The organism is Verrucomicrobiia bacterium, assembly GCA_035574275.1.
GTDB lineage: Bacteria > Zixibacteria > MSB-5A5 > DSPP01 > DSPP01 > DSPP01.
This window is the reverse complement of sequence record DATLYY010000064.1, coordinates 112702-135218: the sequence shown is the minus strand read 5'-3', so window position 1 is coordinate 135218 and position 22517 is coordinate 112702. Positions and strand designations below refer to the sequence as shown.

The following is a 22517-nucleotide window of genomic DNA, read 5'->3' as shown; positions in this document are numbered from 1 at the left end:
GGGCGAAAATCGGCGAAAAGCTATGAGCTAAAGAAAGTCTAAACCGGATTAACTATTGCCGAAAGCCGACAGTTTTGGCGGGGATTTGCACCATGCAAAGGGGTTTTTCGCGGGAAAATTGGAAAGCATGAAGTGTGCCATCTATCTTGTTGCAGTTAAATGGGTTGCGGGGCTGTTTTGGGTCTATTTATAAAGACGGTTTTCTGCTAAGCCGGTATTAAAATTGCAGTTAGGAATGGAGTAAAACGGTTAAAAACGGCCGGTTCTTCCAAGAAAAAAAAGAACCGGGCGGATAAAGTGGCTGGAGGGCGGGTCGGCGCCCTCCGGTTTTTTTATTCTTTTTGCTCCGTCTCTGGTTCTTCGCCAGAAGGCAAAGTTCCTCCCATTTCCTGCGGGTGGCGGATTTTGCCGCCGAGATTGGAGGTGTTGGCAGTCAGAATCCCTGCGACAACCGTCAAAATCACGACGGTCAAAAGAAATCCTCCCGGCAGGTTTTCCCGGCGGCCGAAAAGGGCGAAACCCATAAGAGCGGCCACAGCCAGAAGCTCGATAAAAATCAGCGTGACGACGGCCGATTCTTCGTGCTCTTCGATGGCCCGTTCGGAGATGCCCGGGAATTTTTCGATGATCTCCTCCGCGCCGGTTCCGGAGACGTAAACGAGGATGGAAACGAGCCCGATGAAGACGAACAAAAGCAGGGCGGTTTTTTGCACGGCCGATTTTTTGCCCGCCCAGCCCAGAAGCAGAACGAGAAAAGCGATAAGGGTGCCGACGACGGGGAAATGATTGGTTATCAGGTGCAGGTGAGCGGCGTTCAGGTTCCCTCCTTCCGTTAATGCGATACCACCCGGAGCGGGGGCTCCGGGCTACCCGGCGGGTTTTATCTTTTTTTCTGTTTTTTTCTTCCGGAAACCCGGATTTTTATTTTGTCCTGTGGGCCGAGGGGCGTGACCTCTAATTTTGATTCAAATGGATAAATCACTTTCCCGTTCATCAACGTGGAGACGATTTTGCCCTTGAAGCTCCAGCCGTCGAAGGGGGAGTTGATCGATTTGGAGTACCCTTCCGCCGCGCGATACGTCCAGCCTTGGTTGGGGTCGAAAAGGGTGAGGTCGGCGGGATGGCCGGCTTTCAACCGGCCACCCGAAAGACCGAAAACCTTTGCCGGCCCTGCAGTAAGCTTTTCGACGGCCTGCACGAGCGAGAGATATCCTTTGGCCACGAGTTCAGTCATAACGATGCCGAAGGCGGTTTCCAAGCCGATCATTCCGTTGGGGGCGGCGTCGAATTCCACTTCCTTTTCCTCCCGGGAATGAGGGGCGTGGTCGGTGGCGATGGCGTCGATGGTGCCGTCAATCAACCCTTCGCGCAGCGCTTCCACATCCTTTTTGGAACGCACCGGGGGATTGACCCGCAGGTTGGGATTAAAACTTTTTTTTATTTCCTCATCGGTCAAGGTCAAATGATGGGGCGTGACCTCGCAACTGACCGACAGTTTTTTTCTCTTCGCCTCCCGCACGAGTTCCAACGCCCCGGCGGTGGAAAGATGGGCGATGTGCAAACGGCCACCGAAACTTTCCAAAAGCTTCAAATCCCGGGCGACGATGACCTCTTCGGCCGCCGCCGGGATGCCCCGCATTCCCAGAACGGTGGAGACAAACCCCTCGTGCATGATCCCGCCGTGCGAGAGGTTCATATCCTCGGCATGCTGTACAACCGGGATGCCGAACATTTTGGAATACTCGAAAGCGAGGCGCATCACGGAGGCATCCATCACCGGCGAACCGTCATCGGTGACCGCCACCGCCCCGGCCGCATACAAATCCCCGATTTCGGCAATCTTCTCCCCCCCGCGCCCCTGGGTAATGCAGCCGGTGGGATACACCCGCGCGTAAGCAAAGCGGGCCTGTTCCAAAACGAAGCGGATGTTTTCCTGATTGTCCAACGGCGGGTCGGTATTCGGCATGCAGCAAACGGAGGTGAAACCGCCCGCTGCTGCGGCCTTCGTCCCGGAGACAATCGTTTCTTCATCCTCCCGGCCCGGTTCGCGCAGATGAACGTGCAAATCGACGAACCCGGGGGAAACGACCAACCCGGAAGCATCCAGCGCCCTCGAACCGAACGATTGAATCGATTTTTTTGAAAGGAGTTTGGAAAATTCCAGCCGGGCGATTTTGCCGCTCTCGAGATAAACGTCGCCGGGCCGGTCGATGCCGGAGGCGGGGTCGACGATGCGGCCGCCGGCGATGATCGCCGGGGTGCGGGGAAGCCCTTCCTCTTTCTTTAATTTCTTAGGCAACCGCTTCCTCCTGCTGGCCGGAGAGAAGATACAGAACGGCCATCCGCACGGCGACGCCGTTGGTGACCTGTGCCAAAATCACCGACTCCGGCGAGTCGGCCACTTCCGGGGTAATTTCCACGCCGCGGTTGATCGGGCCGGGGTGCATAATCGTGTAGTTTTTGTTCAAGAGAGCCAGCCGTTCCTTGTTAATACCAAACAAGCGGGAATATTCCCGCAGGGTGGGGAGAAAGCCGCGTTCCATACGCTCCAGTTGCAGACGCAAAACATTGACCACGTCGGCGCCCCAGAGGGCTTTGTTCAAATCGGTGTAAACCTCGACCCCCATTTTTTCCATTTCCACCGGCAGAAGGGTGGAAGGCCCGCAAACGGCGACGGAGGCCCCCATCGCCTTCAGTCCCCAGATGTTGGAGCGCGCCACCCGGCTGTGCTTGACGTCGCCGACGATGACGACCCGCAGCCCCTCCACTTTGCCGTATTTTTCCCGTATCGTATAGAGGTCCAGAAGCCCCTGCGTCGGATGTTCGTGAGCGCCGTCTCCGGCGTTGATGATGGAGGATTCCAAACACCGGGTCAAAAAGTACGGCACGCCGGAGGAGGCGTGGCGTACCACCACCATATCGATTTTCATCGCCTCCAAATTCCGCACGGTGTCCTTCAAGGTTTCCCCTTTTTTGACCGAGGAGCCGGAGGGGGAGAAGTTCACCGTGTCGGCGGAGAGCCGCTTTTGGGCCAGTTCGAAGGAGATGCGGGTGCGGGTGGAGGCCTCGTAGAAGAGATTGACGATGGTCAACCCCCGCAGGGTGGGAACTTTTTTAATCGGGCGTTCCAGAACCTCTTTGAAGGTGACGGCGGTATCGAGCACAAACTCGATTTCTTCCCGCGTCAATCCTTCCAGTCCCAAAAGATGTTTGTGGGGAAACTTTTTCACTTCCGCCCCTTCTTTTTGTCCGCCAGCGTTACCGAATCCTGCCGGTCGGCCTCTTTGACCCGGACGATTATTTCCTGCAATTGGGAAGTAGGAATGTTTTTGCCGACGTAGTCGGCGCGAATGGGCAGCTCCCGGTGACCGCGATCGACCAAGACGGCCAACTGCACCGCTTTGGGGCGGCCGAAATCGATCAGTTCATCCAAGGCGGCGCGCACCGTGCGACCGGTGAACAAAACGTCATCGACCAAAATGACGATTTTGTCGTCGATGGAGAACGGAATGTGGGTTTTTTTGACTACCGGTCGGTCGGGGCGGGTTTCGATGTCGTCGCGGTAGAAGGTGATGTCCATTTCCCCAACCGGAACTTTAAGCCCTTCCAGTTCGGAAAGCAGTTTGGCTAATCTTCGGGCTAAAAGGGCGCCGCGGGTTTGGATGCCGACGACAACCAGATTTTTGGCGCCGGCGTTGCGTTCCGAAATTTCGTGGGAAATCCGGGCCAATACGCGGCCCACTTGGCGTTCGTCTAAAACGGGACTTTCCTTCTGCATTCTTTTCCTTTCCGGCCTCACAGGACCGGTTTAAAGGAACCGGTTGGAACTTAATGCCGAAAGCAAAGAAGTCAAGCAGTTTTCAGGAAGTGGTCCTACTTGCGGTTAAAATTCTTCGCTTTGACTTCTATCTTGCCCCCTTATATTCTGGCGCGATGGCCGAAAAAAAGCCCAAGTCCGCTCGTCCGGTTTCATCGGCGCAGGCAAGAGAAATCTCTCCGAAAACCGCAGGGCTTCTTTTGGGGTTCATACTTCTCGTAGGATTTCTCCTGCGAATAAACGGCTTGACCGCCGACGCTCCGCGGGATTTGACCTGGAGCCTGTCCCCCTATACGGACGAGGGGTTTATGGTGCAAAACGCCAAGAATAAAGTTCTTTTTGGACGATGGCTTTTGGATGATTTTTTCCGGATGGCGGTCTCCCCTCTTTTCTCCGTGATAATGTTCGTCAATTTCAAGCTCTTCGGCTTCGGATTCTCCCAAGCACGAATGATCTCCGTGCTTTTCGGGTTGGGGACGATTCTTCTCACCTTCTTCATTTTGAAACGGGAAGGCGGCACGAAGGCCGGGCTTTTGGGAAGCCTGCTTGCATCAACCAACTTTCTATGGATAATGCAGAACCGCTTGGCTTTGGAAGAGTCCACGATGATGTTTTTTGTTCTGCTTTCGATTTTTTTCTGGACGCTGCCGGCCCGCAAAAACTGGCAGTTTCTTTTGGCCGGGCTTTCCGCCTCCGTGGCGATATTCTTTGTCAAACTTTCAGGGCTTTTTTTCGCGCCGGTGTTGGTGGCCGAAGCATTAAGGCAAAAATTTTTCGTGCCGGACTCCCCCTTGAAGGAAAAGGGGTGGAAGCCGCTTTTGTTTTTTGCCAGCGGGTTTCTCATCGGCCCAATTGTCTGGGTATTGACAATTATTCTGCCCTTCGGTTATCCGGCGCGGCTGATGGTGAAGGCGAACACCATTGAATCGGCGGGGGGAAAGCCGGAGGATATCTGGGTTTTCATCCGCAACATTGTTACGCTCGGCACAGGGGACAGGCTTTCGGCCCGGGCACCCATCGTCTTTCTTCTCGCCTGTTGGGGGCTTTTGGCTTGGGTGGGGGATATTAGGGACAGGCTGAAAGAAAAAAATTCGCTTAAGTTTATCATTTTCGCGGGCTATTGCACGGGAACGATAATGCTCTCACTAACCAATTATCATCCCCTGCGGTACCAGATGATTTTTCTTTTGCCGACGATTTTCTGGGCCAGCTTGAAGGCGGTCGAACTCTGGCAGGAGGGATTCAAGCCGGCCCAGCCAACCGCAACAGGCCTGCTTTTGAAAGCCCCCCTGGTAATTCTTTTCAGTTTCAACCTGCTTTACACCTGGTACGCTTTTATGCTGAACAATTATCCGAGTTTTACGGGGCTGGTGGATACCTTCAGCGCCAGTCCGCAGATCTGGTTTGAAGACCTTTTGAAAACAGTGCAAAATTACGGCAAGCTGCTCACTCAAGCAGTAATTGTCGGCGTCGTAGGATTAGGATTGTGGTGGTGGTTAAGCTCGAAGCTAGCGAAAAAGTCCGGTGTTTCGGTTTTCCCCGCGCGGGTTCTCGTGCTCGTTCTGCTCTTCTTTGGCATAATTTCCGATTTTTCGCAGTACAACCGCTGGTCGAAGAACAAAACCTATCAGGAAGTGGAGCTTTCGCGGGATTTGAGGAACCTGCCGACGGGTAGCATGGTTGCGGGGCCGTGGTCTTCCTCCGCCACGATTGAAGCGCCGGTGAGGGCTTTGCCGATGCAGATCTATTTGCACAAAGAAAAGGTTTTGGAGCGCTTTCCGGTGACCCATCTTTTGATTTTTCAAGGGGGTTGGGAGGCGCAATTTTTTCAGGAAACCTATCCGGACGTTTTGGCAAAATCGAAGGTTCTGAAGGCCTATCCGGTGGCGGGCGGCACGCTGTATCTATTGGAACTTCCCCCTAAAACTTCGTAATGGCTTCCTCCCCGCTGGAGCTTTGTTACCTCTGCGCCTCGCCGGTCGAACTGCGATACCCGTCCACCACCAAACCGGAGGAGGAAAGCTACGCCATCACCGAAAACCGCACCGGCAGGCATGGAAACCTCTACGCCTGCCCAAATTGCGGGCTTTGGATGCTTGCGAAGGCGGAACGGGAGGCGTTTGCCGCCATACCGAGCAAGTCAGACCCGACTTATCTTGAAGAAGAAACTGGACGGCGGAAGGCGTCGCGAAAAATTCTGGAACGAATCGAACGGCTTACAAACAAGGGGAAAATTTTGGACATCGGCAGCTCGGCCGGTTTTTTTTTGGCGGAGGCGAAAGGCCGGGGATGGGAGACGGCGGGCATCGAGTTCTCAAAATGGTCAAAAGAGCATGCGGAAAAAACGTTCGGGCTTTCCATTTACAACCAGCCGCTGGAGAAGCTGAATTGGAAACCGGAGAGTTTTGACGCCATAACGATGCTGGATGTCATCGAGCATTTGACGGATCCAAGACAAGTTCTTTCGGAAGTCACAAAAATCTTAAAACCGAACGGCGTTTTTGTATTGACCACTCCCAACATCGAAAGCTTTGCAGCGAAACGGACCAAGGAGAAGTGGTACGCGATTCTCCCGGGGCATCTTTTTTACTTCTCCCCCAAAACGCTGGAGAAAATTCTTACGGAAACCGGTTTTCGGGTCGTGGAGAAAAGAACCCACACCCGCTATTTTTCAGCCGCCTATTTTTTTTACCGGCTGGGGGGTTATCTTGCTTTTATGGAAAAGCTGGGCAAGAACCGGTCTTTAAAAAAATTGATGCTGCCGCTCAATTTCGGCGACCAGATGGAATGGTATGTTGGAAAGAAGGGATAAAAGCAAAAAGGTCACCGCCGTTCTGCCGGCTTACAACGCCGAGCGGACACTCGAGCGGACGGTGGCGGACATTCCGCGGGATTGGGTGGATGAGATAATTCTGGTGGATGACTGCAGCCGGGATGGAACCGTGGCACTGGCCGAAAAACTGGGGCTGGTGGTCATCCGCCACGAAAAAAACCGGGGGTACGGCGGCAACCAGAAAACCTGCTATGCCGAGGCCGTCAAACGGGGGGCCGACGTGGTAGTGATGGTGCATCCCGATTACCAGTACGACCCGACCTACATCCCCGGCCTCATCGCCCCGATTCTGGAGGGGAAAGCGGACGCCGTTTTCGGCTCGCGGATGTTCTTCCGCAAGGGAGCGCTCGAAGGCGGGATGCCGTACTGGAAGTTCTTCGCCAATATATTTCTCACCACCCTCGCCAACATCGTTCTGGGGTACCAGTTGAGCGAATACCACTCCGGATTCCGGGCCTACAGCCGGCAATTGCTCTCCAGTTTGCCTTTGGAGTTGAACTCCGACGATTTTGTTTTCGACTCGGAAATCATCGTGCAGTGCGTGGCCGGGAAATACCGGATTGGGGAAGTGCCGATTCCGACCCGCTATTTCAAGGAGGCCTCCTCCATCGGTTTTTGGAAATCGGTCAAGTATGGGCTCGGCATTCTCTGGGTGCTTTTGCAGTACCGGCTGCACCGCTTGAAACTTTTGAATTTCCCCAAGTATGCGAAGGTGGCGATGGCGCCGACATTGAAACCGGAAACGGGCCGGTAAAGCGGACAAGAAGCCCGTGCCGGGGAAAAAAGTACTTTTTCTAAGTCATTCTTTTTTCCGCTTCAAATCGGAAGAGCTCTCCCATTACATCAACACGCTGGCGCAAGAACTCGCAAAAAAAAGCTGGGATATCCACATTCTTCTGCCCCACGCCACCGGTCTGGCGGCGGAAGAGGAGTTGGGGAAAGTCAAGATCTCCCGTTTTCGCTACTTCTTTGAAAAATGGGAGACCCTGGCGTATATGGGGGATATGGCCGAGCGGGTGCAGAAAAGCTTTTTTTACAAAATCCTGTTTCTTTTCTTTCTGGCCGCCTTCTTTTTCAAAACCAGAAAACTGGTCAAAAAGGAAAAACCGGCCCTCCTGCATGCCCATTGGTGGATACCCGGCGGGGTGGTGGCCTTTTGGAATTCCTTTTTTTCGAAAACGCCTTATCTCGTCACCCTGCACGGCACCGATTTGATGCTCTTGAAAAAAAGCGGCTTTTTGCGCGGCCGGGCCAAACGGGTTTTCGGCCGAGCAGCCAAAATTACGGTCGTTTCAAGCTTTCTAAAAAACGAACTTGTCTCCCTTTTCCCGGAAACCGAGTCGAAAATCGCAGTAATTCCAATGCCCATCGACCCAGAGGTTCTGCAAAGAGAGCCAAAAGCGGACGCAACCGGAAAAATAATTCTCTGCCCGGCCCGGCTGATTGAGCAAAAAAACCTGGGCATGCTTTTGGAAGCGTTTGTCCGGGTAGCAAATGAATTTCCGGAGGCAAAGCTCTTAATCGTTGGTAGCGGGCCGAAGGAGGCGGAACTGAAAAACAAAGCGCGGAATCTGGATTTGGAAAAAAAGGTGGAATTTCTGCCTTCAATGCCCCCTGCAAAATTGGGCAAGCTTTACCAAGCGGCGGAAATTGTGACCCTTGTTTCCAGAAACGAGGGGTTTGGCCTCGTTTTGGTCGAGTCTTTTCTTTTTCAAAAACCGGTGGTGGCGGCCCGTTCGGGGGGGATTTCCGACATCGTCACGGATGGCGAAAACGGATTTCTTGCGGATCCCGATAATCCGGATGAAATGGCCCACGCATTCAAAAAACTGCTTGCCGATGCCGATTTGAGACAGAGGATGGGGAAAAGAGGCCATCGGACGTATACGGAAAAATTCTCCCCGGAAAAACTGGCGGAAAAATTTGACCGGCTGTATGCGGAAATCATCCGTTAGCATTTTTTTTGCGGGCGCGGCTTGACTTTGAATCGATGTTTGATAACTTCCTTTTTCTGTGAAAATCAAGGGCTTTCAAAAAACGCTTCGCAAAAACAATTAACTCATGGACAAGTTTGTAATTTTCGGCAAAAAGAAGCTTTCCGGCTCGGTGGAAATCGACGGCTCCAAGAACGCCGTTTTGCCGGTTCTGGCCGCCTCGTTACTTTTGGACAAGGGAACGTGCGTCATCGAAAACGTTCCCGATCTGGCCGACGTTTCCACGATGGTGCAGGTGATGGAGCATCTGGGAGCCAAAGTGGAGAAGGATTTATCCCACAAGCGGCTTTCCGTGGATGCTTCCGGGGTCAGCAAGACGGAGGCGCCGTATGAGCTGGTGCGCAAGATGCGGGCCTCCTTCCTCGTATTGGGGCCCCTGCTTGGCCGGTTTGGCAAGGCCAAAGTTTCGCTGCCCGGCGGGTGCGTGTTGGGACAGCGGCCGGTCAATCTGCACCTGTACGGCTTTTCCCGGATGGGGGCGAAATTCGAGGAAGAGTCGGGCTACGTCATCGGCGAGGCAAAGGAACTTTCCGGCGCCACCATCTTTTTCGACCGGCCGACGCACACCGGCACGGAAAACATCATCACCGGCGCCGTTCTGGCCAAGGGAAAGACAACCATCATCAACGCCGCCTGCGATCCGGAAGTGGTGGATTTGGCCAATTTTTTGAACAAGATGGGGGCCAAAATCGAAGGGGCCGGAACCACGCAGATAACCATCACCGGGGTCAAAAAACTGGAGCCGGCCGAACACAAAGTGATTCCGGACCGGCTGGAGGCCGGGACTTTTTTGACCGCCGCCGCCGCCACCGGCGGGTACGTGGAATTGACCAATCTTTGCCCGACTCATTTGCACATGGTTTTAATCAAGCTGGCGGAGATGGGGGTGCACCTCGAAATAAACAAAAACGCCATCAAGGCCAAAGGCCCTGCCCGTCTGAAGGCCTTCAACGTGGTCACGTTCCCTTATCCGGGATTCCCCACCGATTTGCAGGCCCAGATGATGTCCTTGGCTACGGTGGCCAGCGGCACCAGCCATCTTAGGGAAACGGTGTTCGAGGACCGCTTCACCCACGCTCCCGAACTGGCCCGGCTGGGGGCGAAGATTGAAATCGCCCACGATGAGGCGACCATCACCGGGGTCGAAACGCTCAAGGGGGCGACCGTAATGGCCTCCGACATACGGGCTGGCGCAGGCTTGGTGGTGGCGGCGTTGGCGGCGGAAGGGAAATCGGAGATTTTGCGGGTGTATCACGTCGACCGCGGCTACCACAGAATAGAAGAAAAACTTTCCCATCTCGGGGCCGAAATCAAACGGGCCCGGGCCGACTGACCCCAAAAACGCTATCAAAGTAAGCCTTAAAGCGTATATTCCAATAAGCGAAGTTTTGCATATTCGGGTGCGGGAACGAACCGGCTTTGCAGGGTGTTAAAAAGATAGCGAAATGGATTTCAACGACTTACAAAGGGACAAAGACGGCATACCGGTTGCGATTTTGAGGGCAGGCCAAAAAAGGAGATGACCGAATGAAGCTTTTTCGCACCCTCGCACTCGCCGCCGCCCTCTGCTTCCCCTTTGCCATCGGATCCGCCCAGGAAACCTACTTCGGCAAAAACAAGGTTCACTACAAAAAGTTCGACTGGCATTACATCCAGACCGAACACTTCGACATCTACTACTACCAAAACGGCTACGAACTGGCCAAATTTGCGGCCTCCTCTTTGGAGTCCGCCTACGTGCAGGTGCGCAAAAGCTTGAACTACGACGTCCGTAAACGGGTGCCGGTCATCCTTTTTTTGTCCCATAACGACTTTCAGCAGACCAACGTCACGCCGGAGCTGATTGAAGAAGGGGTGGGGGGGTTCACCGAGTCGTTCAAAAACCGGGTAGTTTTGCCCTTTATGGGGAACTACGAGGATTTCCGCCACGTGCTGCATCACGAGCTCACGCACGCCATGATTTTCGACATGCTTTTCGCCAACCCCTTCGGCTCGATTCTCTCGCGCCAGGCCTTCTTTAGAATTCCCTTGTGGTTTGCGGAGGGGTATGCCGAGTACTCCTCCCGCTATGGGATGGACCCCTTCGCCGACATGGTCTTGCGGGACGCCACCATAAACAACTATCTGCAGCCCTTGGAATACGTCGGCGGCTTTCTGGCCTACAAGCAGGGGCAGTCCGCTCTGACTTACCTCGCGCAAAAGTATGGGGAGGAGAAGATTTCCGAGATTATCTCCAAGGGGAAGGTCAATTTGTCGATGGACCGGGCGCTGAAGGCCGCCATCGGGCAGTCGATGTCCGCCTTCAACGACGAGTGGGTGAAGGCCCAAAAGAAAATCTATTGGCCGGAGCTGAACCAAAGGAAAGAGCCGCGGGAGTTTGCCAAGCAATTGACCAATCACGAAAAGGACGGCTCGAATTTCAACGAGCGCCCCTCCTTTTCCCCCACCGGCAACGAGATCGCCATTTTCACCGATCGCTCCGACTTCACCGAAGTGTATCTGATTTCGGCGGCGGACGGGAAGCGGATAAAAAAGATCCTGAAAGGGGAACGCTCCGGCGATTTGGAGTCGCTGCATTCCTACGTTTCGGGGCTTTCCTGGTCGCCGGACGGGTCCAAAATCGCGTTGGTGACCAAAAGCAAGGGGGAGGACGCGCTCACCATTTTCAAAGTGAAAGGGGGCGTGGATAAACGTTACAAGTTCGGGATGGACGGGCTTTATTCGCCGGCCTATTCACCGGACGGTTCCAAGATTGTCTTCGTTGGGATGAAAGCGGGACAGACCAACCTGTATGAAGTCAATCTGGCGACCGGCGCCCTTTCGCAGGTGACGAACGACGCCTTTGGAGACTACGACCCGACCTACAGCCCGGACGGGAAATCGATTGTCTTCGCCTCCGACCGGGCGGTGGAAAACGGCCATCCCTACAACCACCACAGCTTCAAGTACGGCTACTACAACCTCTTTAAATGGGACGCGGAGACCGGCACAATTACCCCCTTGACCAAGAACGGCACCAACAACCGAAGCCCGGTTTTCTCGCCGGACGGCAAACGGCTGGCCTACACCGCCAACCCTTCCGGGGTGGACAACATTTACGTGATGGATATGGACAGCCTGAAGTCCTATCCGGTGACCAACGTTCTGACCGGCTGTTTCAACCCGAGCTGGTCGAAGGACGGCGACCGGTTGGCATTTGCCTGTTTTTACAAGGGGGGATTCGACATCTTTGTTTTGAAAGATCCCAAGCCGCTCACCAAACCGGGGGAGGAGCTGCCGCTGACCCACTTTGTCAAAAGCCGCCGGGAGAACGCTCCCTTTTACGTCTTCGATCAGGAAGAAAGGGACTCCGCTGTGGCCCGGATAAAGGCGGCCAAGGAAGAGGATAAGGAAGCAAAAACATCCGCCTCATCCGACACGGCCGAAACGGAGGACACGACCCAGGTCAAAAAGGATGACCCCTTCCGCTCCTTTGTCTTCACCGCCGAACCGGACAGGAAGGATACCGCGCAAGCCGCAGACACTGCCAAAGCGGAAGTCAAGGACCTGGCGGCTTTGCCCGATAGCGCCGCCGCTTCCGCCACCGATTCAACCCTTGTAACCAACCGGGTCCGGGACAGTATTGCGGCAGTGGCCAAGCTGCCGGACGGGGAGTACAAGCAGAAAAAGTACAGCCCCCGCTTTGCGCCGGATGTGGTGGCGGGGGGGCTTTCGTACGACACTTTCTTTGGGCTGCGCGGGCAGTCGATTCTGTACGTGACCGACGTGATGGGGGATCACCAGTTCTTTTTGGCGACCGATTTGCTCAACTCCATCGACCAGTCCAACTTCCAGCTTTTCTACAACTACAGCAAGAAGCGGATTGAGTACGGCGCGGGGGTTTTGTATTACAAGAATTTCTACATCGACAACCAATCCGCCATCGGCTCCTCCGACCGGCTTTTTTCCGACAAGGTATACGGGGCGTTGGCGCAGGCCGCTTATCCTTTCTCAAAGTTTACCCGCGCCCAGCTCTCCCTTTCGGCCCTGAATTTTGACCGGGAGTATTTTGACCCGCCGTTTGACGACGGCAGCCGACAGCTCATTGTTGGGAATCTTTCGCTGGTTTCCGACGTGGTGCTATGGGGCATTGTGGGGCCGACCAACGGCCACCGCTACATTCTTTCCGCCGAGTACGCGCCGAAGGCCGCCAACAAGGGGATTTCCTACAGCGCGTATGAAGGGGATTTTCGCAAGTACTGGAAGTTCTGGAAACGGTACAATTTCGTTTTCCGGCTGGCGGGCGGGGCCTCCTACGGACAAACCCCCAAGCTGTTCTTCCTCGGCGGCGCCACCAACCAGATTACCAGCTCGGTGGACAACCAACTCGCCTACACGCCGGAAGGGTTCTACGCTTCGAGCGTCGTGACCCCCCTGCGCGGGATTGACTATTACGAGCTTTCCGGCAACCGCTACTTTTTGAGCAATCTGGAGTTCCGCTTCCCGTTCGTGGATCAGCTTCAGACCCGTTTTCCCCTGGCGATGATTTTGAGCCGAATAGAGGGTGTGATGTTTTTGGATGCGGGCGCCGCCTGGAACAAGGGACAGGCCTTCCAGCCCTTTTCCGGCGCGGATGACCCGAACACCTTGGAATTTGAAGGGAGCCGTTTGAAGGATTTGAAGTCCGGGTTCGGCTTCGGGGCTCGCGTGAATCTGGGATTGTTCGTGTTGCGCTGGGACATGGCCTGGAAGACCGATTTCGACCGAACCTCCTCCCCGCGGCATTACTTCTCCTTCGGAGCGGATTTCTAAGAAAGATAGGTAAGGGCGGGGCATGCCTCGCCCCTATGAAAAACGAAAGCCCCGTCCGGAGGGACGGGGCTTTTGAATTTTTACCCCCGGGCCGATTCGAACGGCCGACCCACTGCTTAGAAGGCAGTTGCTCTATCCGCCTGAGCTACGGGGGCGTTTTTAAGACAGGGATCAGGGATTGGGGATAAGGGATTAGTGAAAAACGACTACCTCCTTTCCCGTTCTCCGATTTTACGAATTATGGCGTTCAGCATTTTGGTCAGTTCAAGATAACCGGATTGCAACTTCTCAGCTTTATTCTTGTCAATCAAACCCCGTTCGGCAGCCAGCAAAATCCAGTAATCCGTTTCGGTCAAAGACCGCCGGGCCTGAAACAGGAAACTGACATATTCTTTTCCAATTCGACCACCGAACCCTTCCGCAATATTGGCGGGAACGGATGTGGATGAGCGAATCATTTGGCCGGCGATTTCTTTGGCGGTAACGCTGCCATTCAGTTTCTCGCAAGCATCCAAGACTTCTTTGGCCAATTCGTGCGACATCTGCCAAACCAACAGGTCTTTATACGTATTTATCTTTGGCATTTCACTACTCTCTAATCCCTGATCCCTAATCCCTGCTTCAATTCGGGGTGAGAGGATTTGAACCTCCGACACCCTGCTCCCAAAGCAGGTGCGCTACCAGGCTGCGCCACACCCCGAAATTTTAGGCCGGCGCCGCCTGCCGGAGGACCAGATGGGGTAAATAAATGGAAACACCGGCCGCGGCGTCGAACCGTGCCATTAAAGGAAACCGAAGGCAAAAGGGAAGTCAAGCCGAATTGCCTTTCCATTGATGAAAGGGTTACGCTGGGTTTTGTACGGGATCTCTGGCCCACTCGGCCAAAATCGGCTTGGCTTTTTCCAAAGCCCGGGCCCGGTGGGAAATGCGGTTCTTCTGCTCCAACGAAAGCTCCGCCAAGGTTCTTTCCAGCTCCGGCACATAGAAAATCGGGTCGTAGCCAAAGCCGCCGGCGCCGATGGGAACCACGGTGATGGAGCCCTCCAGCCGCCCCTCTACAAACCGCTCGTCGGTCGGGGAAAAAACCATGGCGATGACCGCCCGAAAGCGGGCCTTCCGCTCCTTGGCCCGGATTCCCTGCATAAAACTCAAAACTTTGGCCACGTTTTCGGCGTAGCTCGCCTCCGGCCCGGCAAAGCGGGAGGAATACACCCCCGGCTCCCCCCCCAAGGCGTCAATTTCCAGCCCTGTGTCGTCCGCCAAGGTCGGCAGCCCGGTGGCCAAGTAATAGGCGCGGGCCTTCAAGAAGGCGTTTTCCCGGAGCGTGGCGCCGGTCTCCTCTACTTCCGGCAGTTCTGGAAAATCCCGGAAGGTTTTCAACTCGATGGGCAGGTCCAAAAGAAGAGCGGAAATCTCTTTCATTTTGTCCTCGTTGCCGGTGGCCAGAAACAGTTTCTTCATACAATCACCGCCGTTTTCGGCTGGCCGGAGTACCTTTCAATGTCGACAAGCTCCGCCCGGCTGATTTTGTCCCCCAAAAAGCGCTGGCTTACTTCCACGAATTTGTCCGGCGTGTCGGAGACGTAGTATTCCGGCTGCGGGTGGCCGTCCGGGCGCAACAGATTCAAACGGGCAAGCGCTTGCTTCACTTCCCGCGCCGTTTCCTCGGCGGAATCGACCAGGCGGACGGAGGGCCCCATCACCTGGCCAATTACCTTTTTCAAAAGCGGATAATGCGTGCAGCCCAGAACAAGCGTATCCACCCCCTGTTTTTTGAAAGCGGCAAGATAATCCTCGGCGATAAGCAGCGTGGCCCGATGGTCGGCAAACCCCTCCTCCGCCAGCGGCACAAAAAGCGGGCAGGGGAGGGAAAAGATGTGAATATCCGGGGCCGCCCGCTTTATCGTCCGTTCGTAGGAGCCGGAGCGGATGGTTCCCAAGGTGCCGATGACGCCGACTTTGCGGTTTTTGGAGGCGGCCACAGCGGCGCGGGAGCCCGGTTCCACCACCCCGATGATGGGGACGGAGAATTCCGACTGCAAAACTTCCAAGGCCATTGCCGTGGCGGTGTTGCAGGCCACGACAACCAACTTGGCTTCCTTTTCCAGAAGGAAGCGGACCGCCTGCCGGGAAAAGCGCTGGATGACCGGCTGGCTGCGCACGCCGTAGGGATAACGGCCGGTGTCGCCGAAGTAGATGATTTTTTCCTCCGGCAGTTGCCGGAACAGTTCGGCGGTGACCGTAAGTCCGCCAATGCCGGAGTCAAAGACGCCAATTGGTTTACTTTTTTCTGTCATTACAAACCTTTCCTCTGCAATGTCGCAAAAAAACCACCCTCCTTTTGGCAGGCGCGCGGTTGTAGGAATCTAATTTCCAATCTCCAATCTCTGTTTTTTACGGCGTCTGTCTTTCGACCTTTCCTTTGAAGGCCAGTATCCCCCGGTAAATGCCGCGGGCGATTTTTTCCTGAAACTCCTTTTTGCGAAGCAGTTTTTCCTCGTCCGGGTTGGAGATGAAGGCGGTCTCCACCAAAACCGCGGGCATGTAGGCCCGGTTCAAAACGAAGAATCCGGCTTGGTCAACGCCGCGGTCCGGAATGAAAAGGGAATCGGCCAGCTCCCGTTGAATCAGCTTGGAAAGTTCCTCCGATTCCTTTTGATGCTCGTTCTGCACCATGTCCAGCAAGATAAAAGACAAATCATCCATCGCCTCGAAGTCCTCTTCCTCCTCCTGCTCGAAGCGAATGGAAGCGTTTTCCGCCACCGCGAGGGCGCGGGCCTCGTCGTTGCGGGCCACGTCCAAAAAATAGGTGGTAACGCCGGCGATGTGGCGCTTCCGGTTGGCGTTGGCGTGGATGGAGATGAACAAATCCGCCCCGGCGTCGTTGGCGATTTTGGTCCTGTCACCGAGCGGGATGAAGGTATCGTCCACGCGGGTCATGATCACTTCAAAGCGGCCGTCGTCCAACAGGATATTTTTCAGTTTGTGGGCAATTGCCAGACAGACATCCTTCTCCTTGGTCTTCTTTTTGCCGATCGCGCCGAAATCCTCCCCCCCGTGCCCGGCGTCCACCACGATTTTTTTAATGACCGGCGCCAGGGCTTGTTGTTTCGGCTTGGGCGGTGGAGTGGGAGGAATGTAGGTTTCGGCGATCTGGGCCGTGTCCTCCATCGCCACCTGCACCCGGAAGGGGTCGGTGGCCAGCGTTTGGCGGTAGTTGCCGATGGCGCGGGCCAGCCGGAAAGCGAGCTGGGCCGAGTTGTCAAACTGGTAGGCACGCACTTCCGCAATCAAAGGGGGAAATTTCCGGCCGTCGAAATCAGAGGGAACGAGCCGCCCGCCGAAGATGGTGACGTTGAGCCAGGGGTAGGAAAGATAGGTCTCGGCCTGCATCCCCTCGGCGGTCACGATTTCCAGAAGGGTGCCGTTCTGCTTGCGGGAGACGTAAACATCCAGAATGTTGGAGGCGGCCTCCTCCAGCCGCAGCAGCTTGTCATTTTCGGAATAGTAAAGCCGCCCGCCGCACATTTTTTCCAAAACCGGGATGGTTGTGACCGCCGGCAGCCAGAAAGTTCCCTGGTCGAATACGGGGGGAAACGACAGGTTGTAGGTGACTTTGTCCAGCACCACGAAGGGGGAGAAAACGGTGATTTCGAGAGTGTGGCCGCCGAGCGTGAAGGTCGCCTTCTGGCTTGGCGGGTCGAAGCTGGTCTGCCCCCCCAAAGCAGAGGCAAGGTCGTTCAGCAAAAGATAGTCCATCTCTCCCTGCCGGACGGACTGGATTTTGGCCCGCTGGTCTCCCCTTTGAAACTCGACTTCGCCAGCCAAGACAGCCCCGCCGGCGAAAAGGGTCACAAATGCCAATAGGGCAACTTTTTTCATGCTCTTCTACCTCTTCTCTCCCTTTCTTCTTCTCGGCGCAAATCCCTTTCTTTTATAGCTTCCCGGCGGTCGAAAAGTTTCTTTCCCACCCCCACCCCCAGCTCCAGCTTGGCCCGTCCCTCGGAGAAATAGATGCGCAGGGGAACGAGCGTATATCCCTTTTGGGCGGCCTTGGCAAAAAGTTTTTGAATTTCCCGCTTGTGGGCCAGAAGTTTCCGCTTGCGGACCGGGTCCGGATTGGCCCGGTTACCCGCCTCATAGGGGGAGATGTGCAAATTATAAAGCCAGAGCTCCCCCTCCTCAATCATAGCGTAGGCGTCCGACATGTTCGCCTTCCCCGCCCGCAGGGATTTTACCTCCGTGCCGCCCAGAACCATCCCGACCTCCAGTTTGTCTTCAATATGATACAGATGGAACGCCTTGCGGTTGGTGGCGACCGCCTTGGTTTCGACTTTCTCCTTCACCCCGTGAATATAAAGCGGATGCAACCCTTAAAGCAAAGTTAAGCGGAAGAAGACAATCGATCAAGACGACCGTACTTATAAAACAAAGCCGGAATTACAATTTGATTCAAGGTGGTGGAGCTTAAAAGACCGCCCAAAACGACGACCGCCAGCGGGGCTTGAATTTCGTTTCCCGGTTTATCCCCCGCCAACGCCAACGGTATCAAGGCCAGACCGGCGGCCAGGGCGGTCATCAAAACCGGGCTTAGGCGCTCCATCGATCCCTGGCGGATGGTTTCCTCCAGCGATTTTCCTTCCGCCAAAAGATGATAATAATGGGAAACCATAAGGATGCCGTTGCGGGTGGCAATCCCAAAAAGGGTAATGAATCCTATGAGGGAAGCGACACTGATTATCCCGCCGCTTAGAAAGACGGCTACAATTCCCCCAATCAAAGCCAGCGGAAGATTGACCATAATTAAAAGCGGCGTCCAGAAGGAATTGAACTCTATGTATAAGAGCAGGCCGATGATGAGTATGGCCGCCAGAGAAAGCAAGGTGATGATGCGCGTGGCCTCCCGCTCGCTTTCGAACTGGCCACCGTATTCGACGAAGTATCCTTCCGGCAAACGGACGTTTTTGCCAATCCGGACACGAATGTCATCCACCACCCCGCGCAGGTCGCGTCCGGAGACGTTGGCCTGAACCACAATTTTACGCTGCACGTTTTCCCGACTCACCGTGTTCGGCCCCTTTTCCGAAGTGATGGCCGCCAACTCGGTAATCGGCACATTGACGCCGGTCGGAGTGGAGAACCGGGCCTGGCGGATTTTATCCAAACTTCCCCGGCTGTTTTCGTCGAACCGCACCAGCAAATCAAACACTTGCTGCCCTTCCAGAACCTGTGAAACCACGTGGCCGTTGAAGGCCACGTCCACCGCCTCGGCCAAATCCGCCACACTCATTCCGTAGCGGGCCATGGCCGGTCGATTAACCTTCAAGCGAATTTGCGGAACGTCGGTCTGCTGCTCCACGGCCAAGTCGGCCGCGCCGGAAACCTGCTCCATTTCCCGGCGGACCTGCTCCCCCAGAAAGCGCAGCCGGTGCAGATCCGGGCCGAAGATTTTCACCGCGATGTTGGCCCGCGTCCCGGAGAGCATATGGTCGATGCGGTGCCCCAAGGGCTGGCCGATGGTGATGTGGGTGCCGGGAAGAACGCTCAAGGCCCGGCGCAGCTCTTCCGACAGCTTTTCTCTTGTCCGGCCTTTTAACTCAAAACGGGCTTCTATTTCCGAGACATTCGCCCCTTGGGCGTGTTCATCCAGCTCCGCCCGGCCGGTGCGCCGGGCGGTGGATTGAATGGCGGGATGGGTAAGCAGGATGCCTTCCGCCAAGTTGCCGATTCTATTGGATTCCGCCAACGATGTACCCGGGAGAGTTACCACGCTGATTACAAATGCCCCTTCGTTGAACTCCGGCAGGAAAGCCCGTCCCAAAAACGGGAGAAAGACAAGCGAACCGGTCAGTGCCAGTGCCGCTCCACCCAAAACGACCTTTGGTTTTCGCAACACAAAGTCGAGCGTTCCTCCGTAAAGTTGCTTGAGATACCGCAGAACAAAGCCGTCTTTTGGTGCCCGGCCAAAGGTCTTTTCGGTCAAAAGATAGGAACAAAGAGCCGGTGTGACGGTTAAGGCGACCACCAAGGAAGCCGCTATGGCGGTGAGGTAGGCAATCCCCAAAGGGCGCAAAAGCCGCCCTTCCACTCCGCTTAAGAAAAAGAGGGGGATAAAAACGACCATAATGATTAACGTGGCGATGACGATGGAGGCGCGGATTTCCTTGGAGGCCTCAAAGATGACGAGCATAAGCGGTTTTCTTTCCCCTTCCGGGCGGGCGGCATTCTCTTTCAAACGGCGGAAGACATTTTCCACGTCAATGATGGCATCGTCCACGATGGCCCCCACGGCAATCGCCATTCCTCCCAAGGTCATCGTGTTGATAGTGATGTCCAAAAGTTTCATCACAAAAACCGCAAATATCAAGGAGAGCGGCATGGCGGTCAGCGAGATGAAGGTGGTGCGGAAATTGGCCAAGAAGAGGGCGAGTATAAGAACAACCAGAATGGCTCCATCCCGGAGGGCAACGGAAACGTTTTTTACGGCGGCCTGTATGAAGTCGCTTTGCCGAAAAATGTGGGTATTAATGACCATACCGTGCGGTAAAGTGGCCTGAATTTCCGCCAGCGTTTTCTCGATTCTCCGGGTAAGCTCCAGCGTGTTGGCGGCCGGCTGTTTTTGAATGGAAATGACCACCGCCGGACGGGCGTTGACCGAGGCATCGCCGATTTTGACGGCCGGCCCGACTTTGACTTCCGCCACGTTTCGAACCAGAATCGGCACGCGGTTTTTCACGGCTATCACCGCGCCGCCGATATCGTCCGGCGAGAAAACCCGCCCGATGCCTCGGATGACGTACTCCTGTCCCTTCTCCATAAAAACGCCGCCGGAGAAGTTCTGGTTAGATTTTTCCAAGGCCGCGGTGACCTCCTGCAGGGTGACCCCGTAGGCCAAAAGTTTGTCCGGGTCAACCAGAACCTGATATTGTTTGCGCCCCCCTCCAATTGGTACAACCTGTGAGACACCGGGAATGGCCAAAAGACGTTTTCGGATAATCCAGTCGGCCGCTGAACGCACCTCCAATTCCGAATGTTGTTCGCTGGAGATGCTCACGAGCATAATCTCTCCCATAATGGAGGAAATGGGCGCCAGAACCGGCGGCGATATGTCGTTCGGCAATTGGGCGGCGACCAGTTGGAGCTTTTCGCTCACAATCTGGCGGGCGGTGAAAATATCGGTACCCCAATCAAACTCCACCCACACTATTGAGATGCCCATTGCGGTGGAGGAGCGCACCCGGCGGACGCCGGTGGCGCCGTTTACCGAGGCCTCAATGGGAAACGTAACCAGCGCTTCCACTTCCTCTGGGGCCATGCCGTGCGCTTCGGTGAGAATGGTGACGGTGGGGGCGGTGAGGTCGGGGAAAACGTCCACTGGCATTTCGAGCACAATGAAAAACCCGGCCAAAAGCAAACCGGCGGCTGCAAAGAGAACCAAAAGTCGGTTTTTAAGGGACGATTTGATTATGGCGTCCAGCATATTCTTTCCTTTCCGGCCGGTTTAGTGTTCATGCCCGTGGGCCGGCAGTTGGGTGGAAAGGGAGGCCAGCCGGATGTCGTACGCGCCGCGGGTTACCACCCGCTCTCCGGCCGAAAGGCCGTGTTTGATTTCCATCCAGCCGTTATCTTTGGCACCGATGTCGACGGCTCGTTTGGCGAAGGTTTCCCCTTCCAGATGAACAAAGGCACTGTAGCGCCCCTCCTCTTCTATCAGGGCGGTCTCCGGAACGGCCAGCCCTTCCACGCTTCCGGCGGCGATTTGTACGTCGGCGAACATTCCGACTTTCAGCTTCCGGTCGTCGTTTTCGATTTCAAAGATGAGCGGGATGCTGCGGGTCTCCTCGCTTACCACGTTTCCGAACGATACCAACCGGCTGTTTTTCTCATCCACGCGGAACGGCCGGTCAAATCCGGCGACGCGGAAGGAGGCCCGCGAGGGATTTTTTAGCTTTCCCACTTCGGTCACCGGAACGTTGATGCGCAGCCACACGGTGGAGACGTCCACGATGCGAAAGAGGGGATCCCCGGCATTCACCTGCTTGCCGGGAACGACGTGCACTTCGGCCACCGTTCCGGACAGCGGAGCTTTTAAAACAAAGCCGTAGTCATCCTGGACGGTTATCTCCGCGGAGGTTTTTCCGGCTTCCCGCTGGACGTATTTTTGCAGGGCGCGGAAGTTGGCCAAAGCCCTTTTGTGTGCGGCTTCAGCCTCTTGGTACTCCTTGAGGGGAATGGCCCCCTTTTCGTACAGTCGTTTGGCCCGGTCAAACTCCGCTTGTGCCAATTTGCTTTCCGACTCCGCCTCGGCGTAACGGAAGGCGAAGTTTTCCCCTCCATCCGGAGTTTGGGCGGAGGGGGAAAGCACGGCCAAAACATCCCCTTTTTGCACGTTGGCCCCGATTAAGGGAATCTGCCGGTTCTGCTCGGCGAACAAGACCCCGCTGAATGGGGCCGAAACGACGGCCTGCGCTGTCAACTTCGGCACAATTTCTCCGGAAGCGGCAACCGAACCACTGATGCGCCGTTTTCGAACCGGCTCGGTGCGGAAATCAATTTTCCACTGCTGTTCTTTCAGAAAGGAGATTAGCTGTTCGCCGGAGGCCTCCTCCTCTTCGGCGGGTATGGAATCGGCGGAAAAGTAGACCGGGATGGATTCCGCTTCCAGCGTATCCTTGACTTCCCCGCGCAAGATCATCGTAAGCCGGTAGGTCCCCGGTTGTTCGAATTTTACCGAGGGACGGTAAATGCCGGGCGAACTGGGAGCTGGCGATTGGGCCGTGAACGTTCCTCCCGAAGCGGCTTGAAAGAAAAGTTCCAGCGAGCACCGGGTTATCGGCTTGAAGTTGTCCATCCGCGAAAGGTGGATGGCAAACTGACGTTCCTCCCCTACAATCAGCCCGGGATACTCCATAAATAACTCGGTTTTTCCGGTCCAAAGAGTAACGGAACCGCCACCCGGGACGGCCTCTGTCACTTCCGAACTCTTTCCGCATCCTCCAACCAATCCGGTGAAGAGAAAAATTAAAAGCCAAAAACTTCTTTTACACACACGCACTCCTTGTAAAAAAATAGAGAAAATCCC

General features: G+C 55.3%; 18 protein-coding genes and 2 tRNA genes. 7 read left to right on the top strand and 13 right to left on the bottom strand.

The genetic code is table 11. The features are described 5' to 3' along the window. Positions 1-332: 332 nt before the first annotated feature. A complete protein-coding gene (locus tag VNL73_09165; GenBank protein ID HXF49573.1) occupies positions 333-713 on the bottom strand; it encodes a hypothetical protein in 381 nt (126 codons plus the stop codon). On the opposite strand from VNL73_09165, the gene VNL73_09160 reads away from it, so the two are divergent. Then, positions 708-836: a hypothetical protein gene (locus VNL73_09160; protein HXF49572.1), complete on the top strand. Its 129-nt coding sequence runs from the start codon at positions 708-710 to the stop codon at positions 834-836. The two genes, VNL73_09165 and VNL73_09160, sit on opposite strands and share 6 nt — an antisense overlap. Before the next feature lie 44 nt (positions 837-880). Here VNL73_09160 and VNL73_09155 read toward each other — a convergent pair whose 3' ends face one another. From VNL73_09155 to pyrR, 3 genes are read right to left on the bottom strand one after another with little or no spacing between them, the layout of a single operon-like run. After that, positions 881-2299 carry a dihydroorotase gene (locus VNL73_09155; GenBank protein ID HXF49571.1) on the bottom strand — a complete coding sequence of 473 codons (1419 nt, stop codon included), beginning with the start codon at positions 2297-2299 and terminating at the stop codon, positions 881-883. Then, entirely contained in the window at positions 2292-3230 is a 939-nt protein-coding gene (locus VNL73_09150) for an aspartate carbamoyltransferase catalytic subunit (GenBank protein ID HXF49570.1), read from the bottom strand. The genes VNL73_09155 and VNL73_09150 overlap by 8 nt, the downstream gene beginning before the upstream one ends. Next, a complete protein-coding gene (gene pyrR, locus VNL73_09145; protein HXF49569.1) occupies positions 3227-3778 on the bottom strand; it encodes a bifunctional pyr operon transcriptional regulator/uracil phosphoribosyltransferase PyrR in 552 nt (183 codons plus the stop codon). The genes VNL73_09150 and pyrR overlap by 4 nt, the downstream gene beginning before the upstream one ends. 155 nt (positions 3779-3933) lie before the next feature. Between pyrR and VNL73_09140 the strand changes: the two genes are divergently transcribed. From VNL73_09140 to VNL73_09115, 6 genes are all read left to right on the top strand, one after another. Further along, entirely contained in the window at positions 3934-5751 is a 1818-nt protein-coding gene (locus VNL73_09140; GenBank protein HXF49568.1) for a glycosyltransferase family 39 protein, read from the top strand. Beyond that, complete coding sequence (locus tag VNL73_09135; GenBank protein ID HXF49567.1) at positions 5751-6629, top strand: class I SAM-dependent methyltransferase; 879 nt, start codon at positions 5751-5753, stop codon at positions 6627-6629. Before VNL73_09140 ends, VNL73_09135 begins: the two co-directional genes overlap by 1 nt. Continuing rightward, the gene (locus tag VNL73_09130) at positions 6610-7404 is read left to right on the top strand and encodes a glycosyltransferase family 2 protein (GenBank protein ID HXF49566.1); all 795 of its coding nucleotides are present in this window, start codon (positions 6610-6612) and stop codon (positions 7402-7404) included. Before VNL73_09135 ends, VNL73_09130 begins: the two co-directional genes overlap by 20 nt. Positions 7405-7420: 16 nt before the next feature. Further along, on the top strand, positions 7421-8605 hold the full coding sequence (locus VNL73_09125; protein HXF49565.1) for a glycosyltransferase family 4 protein: 1185 nt from the start codon (positions 7421-7423) through the stop codon (positions 8603-8605). Positions 8606-8711: 106 nt separating this feature from the next. Further along, on the top strand, positions 8712-9977 hold the full coding sequence (gene murA, locus VNL73_09120) for a UDP-N-acetylglucosamine 1-carboxyvinyltransferase (protein HXF49564.1): 1266 nt from the start codon (positions 8712-8714) through the stop codon (positions 9975-9977). A gap of 194 nt (positions 9978-10171) precedes the next feature. Further along, positions 10172-13435 (top strand): BamA/TamA family outer membrane protein, encoded by a 3264-nt coding sequence (locus VNL73_09115; GenBank protein ID HXF49563.1) that lies wholly within the window; start codon positions 10172-10174, stop codon positions 13433-13435. A gap of 81 nt (positions 13436-13516) precedes the next feature. Here VNL73_09115 and VNL73_09110 read toward each other — a convergent pair. The 9 genes from VNL73_09110 to VNL73_09070 form a co-directional block, all read right to left on the bottom strand. After that, a tRNA-Arg gene (locus VNL73_09110) sits at positions 13517-13590 on the bottom strand. 51 nt (positions 13591-13641) lie between these two features. Beyond that, positions 13642-14019, bottom strand: coding sequence for a four helix bundle protein (locus tag VNL73_09105; GenBank protein ID HXF49562.1), 378 nt, complete (start codon positions 14017-14019; stop codon positions 13642-13644). A gap of 42 nt (positions 14020-14061) precedes the next feature. Beyond that, positions 14062-14135: transfer RNA gene (locus VNL73_09100), tRNA-Pro, on the bottom strand. 143 nt (positions 14136-14278) lie between these two features. Next, entirely contained in the window at positions 14279-14896 is a 618-nt protein-coding gene (locus VNL73_09095; GenBank protein HXF49561.1) for an XTP/dITP diphosphatase, read from the bottom strand. Next, a complete protein-coding gene (gene murI, locus VNL73_09090; GenBank protein ID HXF49560.1) occupies positions 14893-15732 on the bottom strand; it encodes a glutamate racemase in 840 nt (279 codons plus the stop codon). The genes VNL73_09095 and murI overlap by 4 nt, the downstream gene beginning before the upstream one ends. A gap of 97 nt (positions 15733-15829) precedes the next feature. After that, on the bottom strand, positions 15830-17317 hold the full coding sequence (locus VNL73_09085; protein HXF49559.1) for an N-acetylmuramoyl-L-alanine amidase: 1488 nt from the start codon (positions 17315-17317) through the stop codon (positions 15830-15832). Next, positions 17314-17805, bottom strand: coding sequence for an SsrA-binding protein SmpB (gene smpB, locus VNL73_09080; protein ID HXF49558.1), 492 nt, complete (start codon positions 17803-17805; stop codon positions 17314-17316). The genes VNL73_09085 and smpB overlap by 4 nt, the downstream gene beginning before the upstream one ends. A 14-nt stretch (positions 17806-17819) precedes the next feature. After that, positions 17820-20915 (bottom strand): efflux RND transporter permease subunit, encoded by a 3096-nt coding sequence (locus VNL73_09075; GenBank protein ID HXF49557.1) that lies wholly within the window; start codon positions 20913-20915, stop codon positions 17820-17822. 21 nt (positions 20916-20936) lie between these two features. Continuing rightward, positions 20937-22409, bottom strand: a complete 1473-nt coding sequence (locus VNL73_09070) for an efflux RND transporter periplasmic adaptor subunit (GenBank protein HXF49556.1) — start codon at positions 22407-22409, stop codon at positions 20937-20939. Positions 22410-22517: the final 108 nt, after the last annotated feature.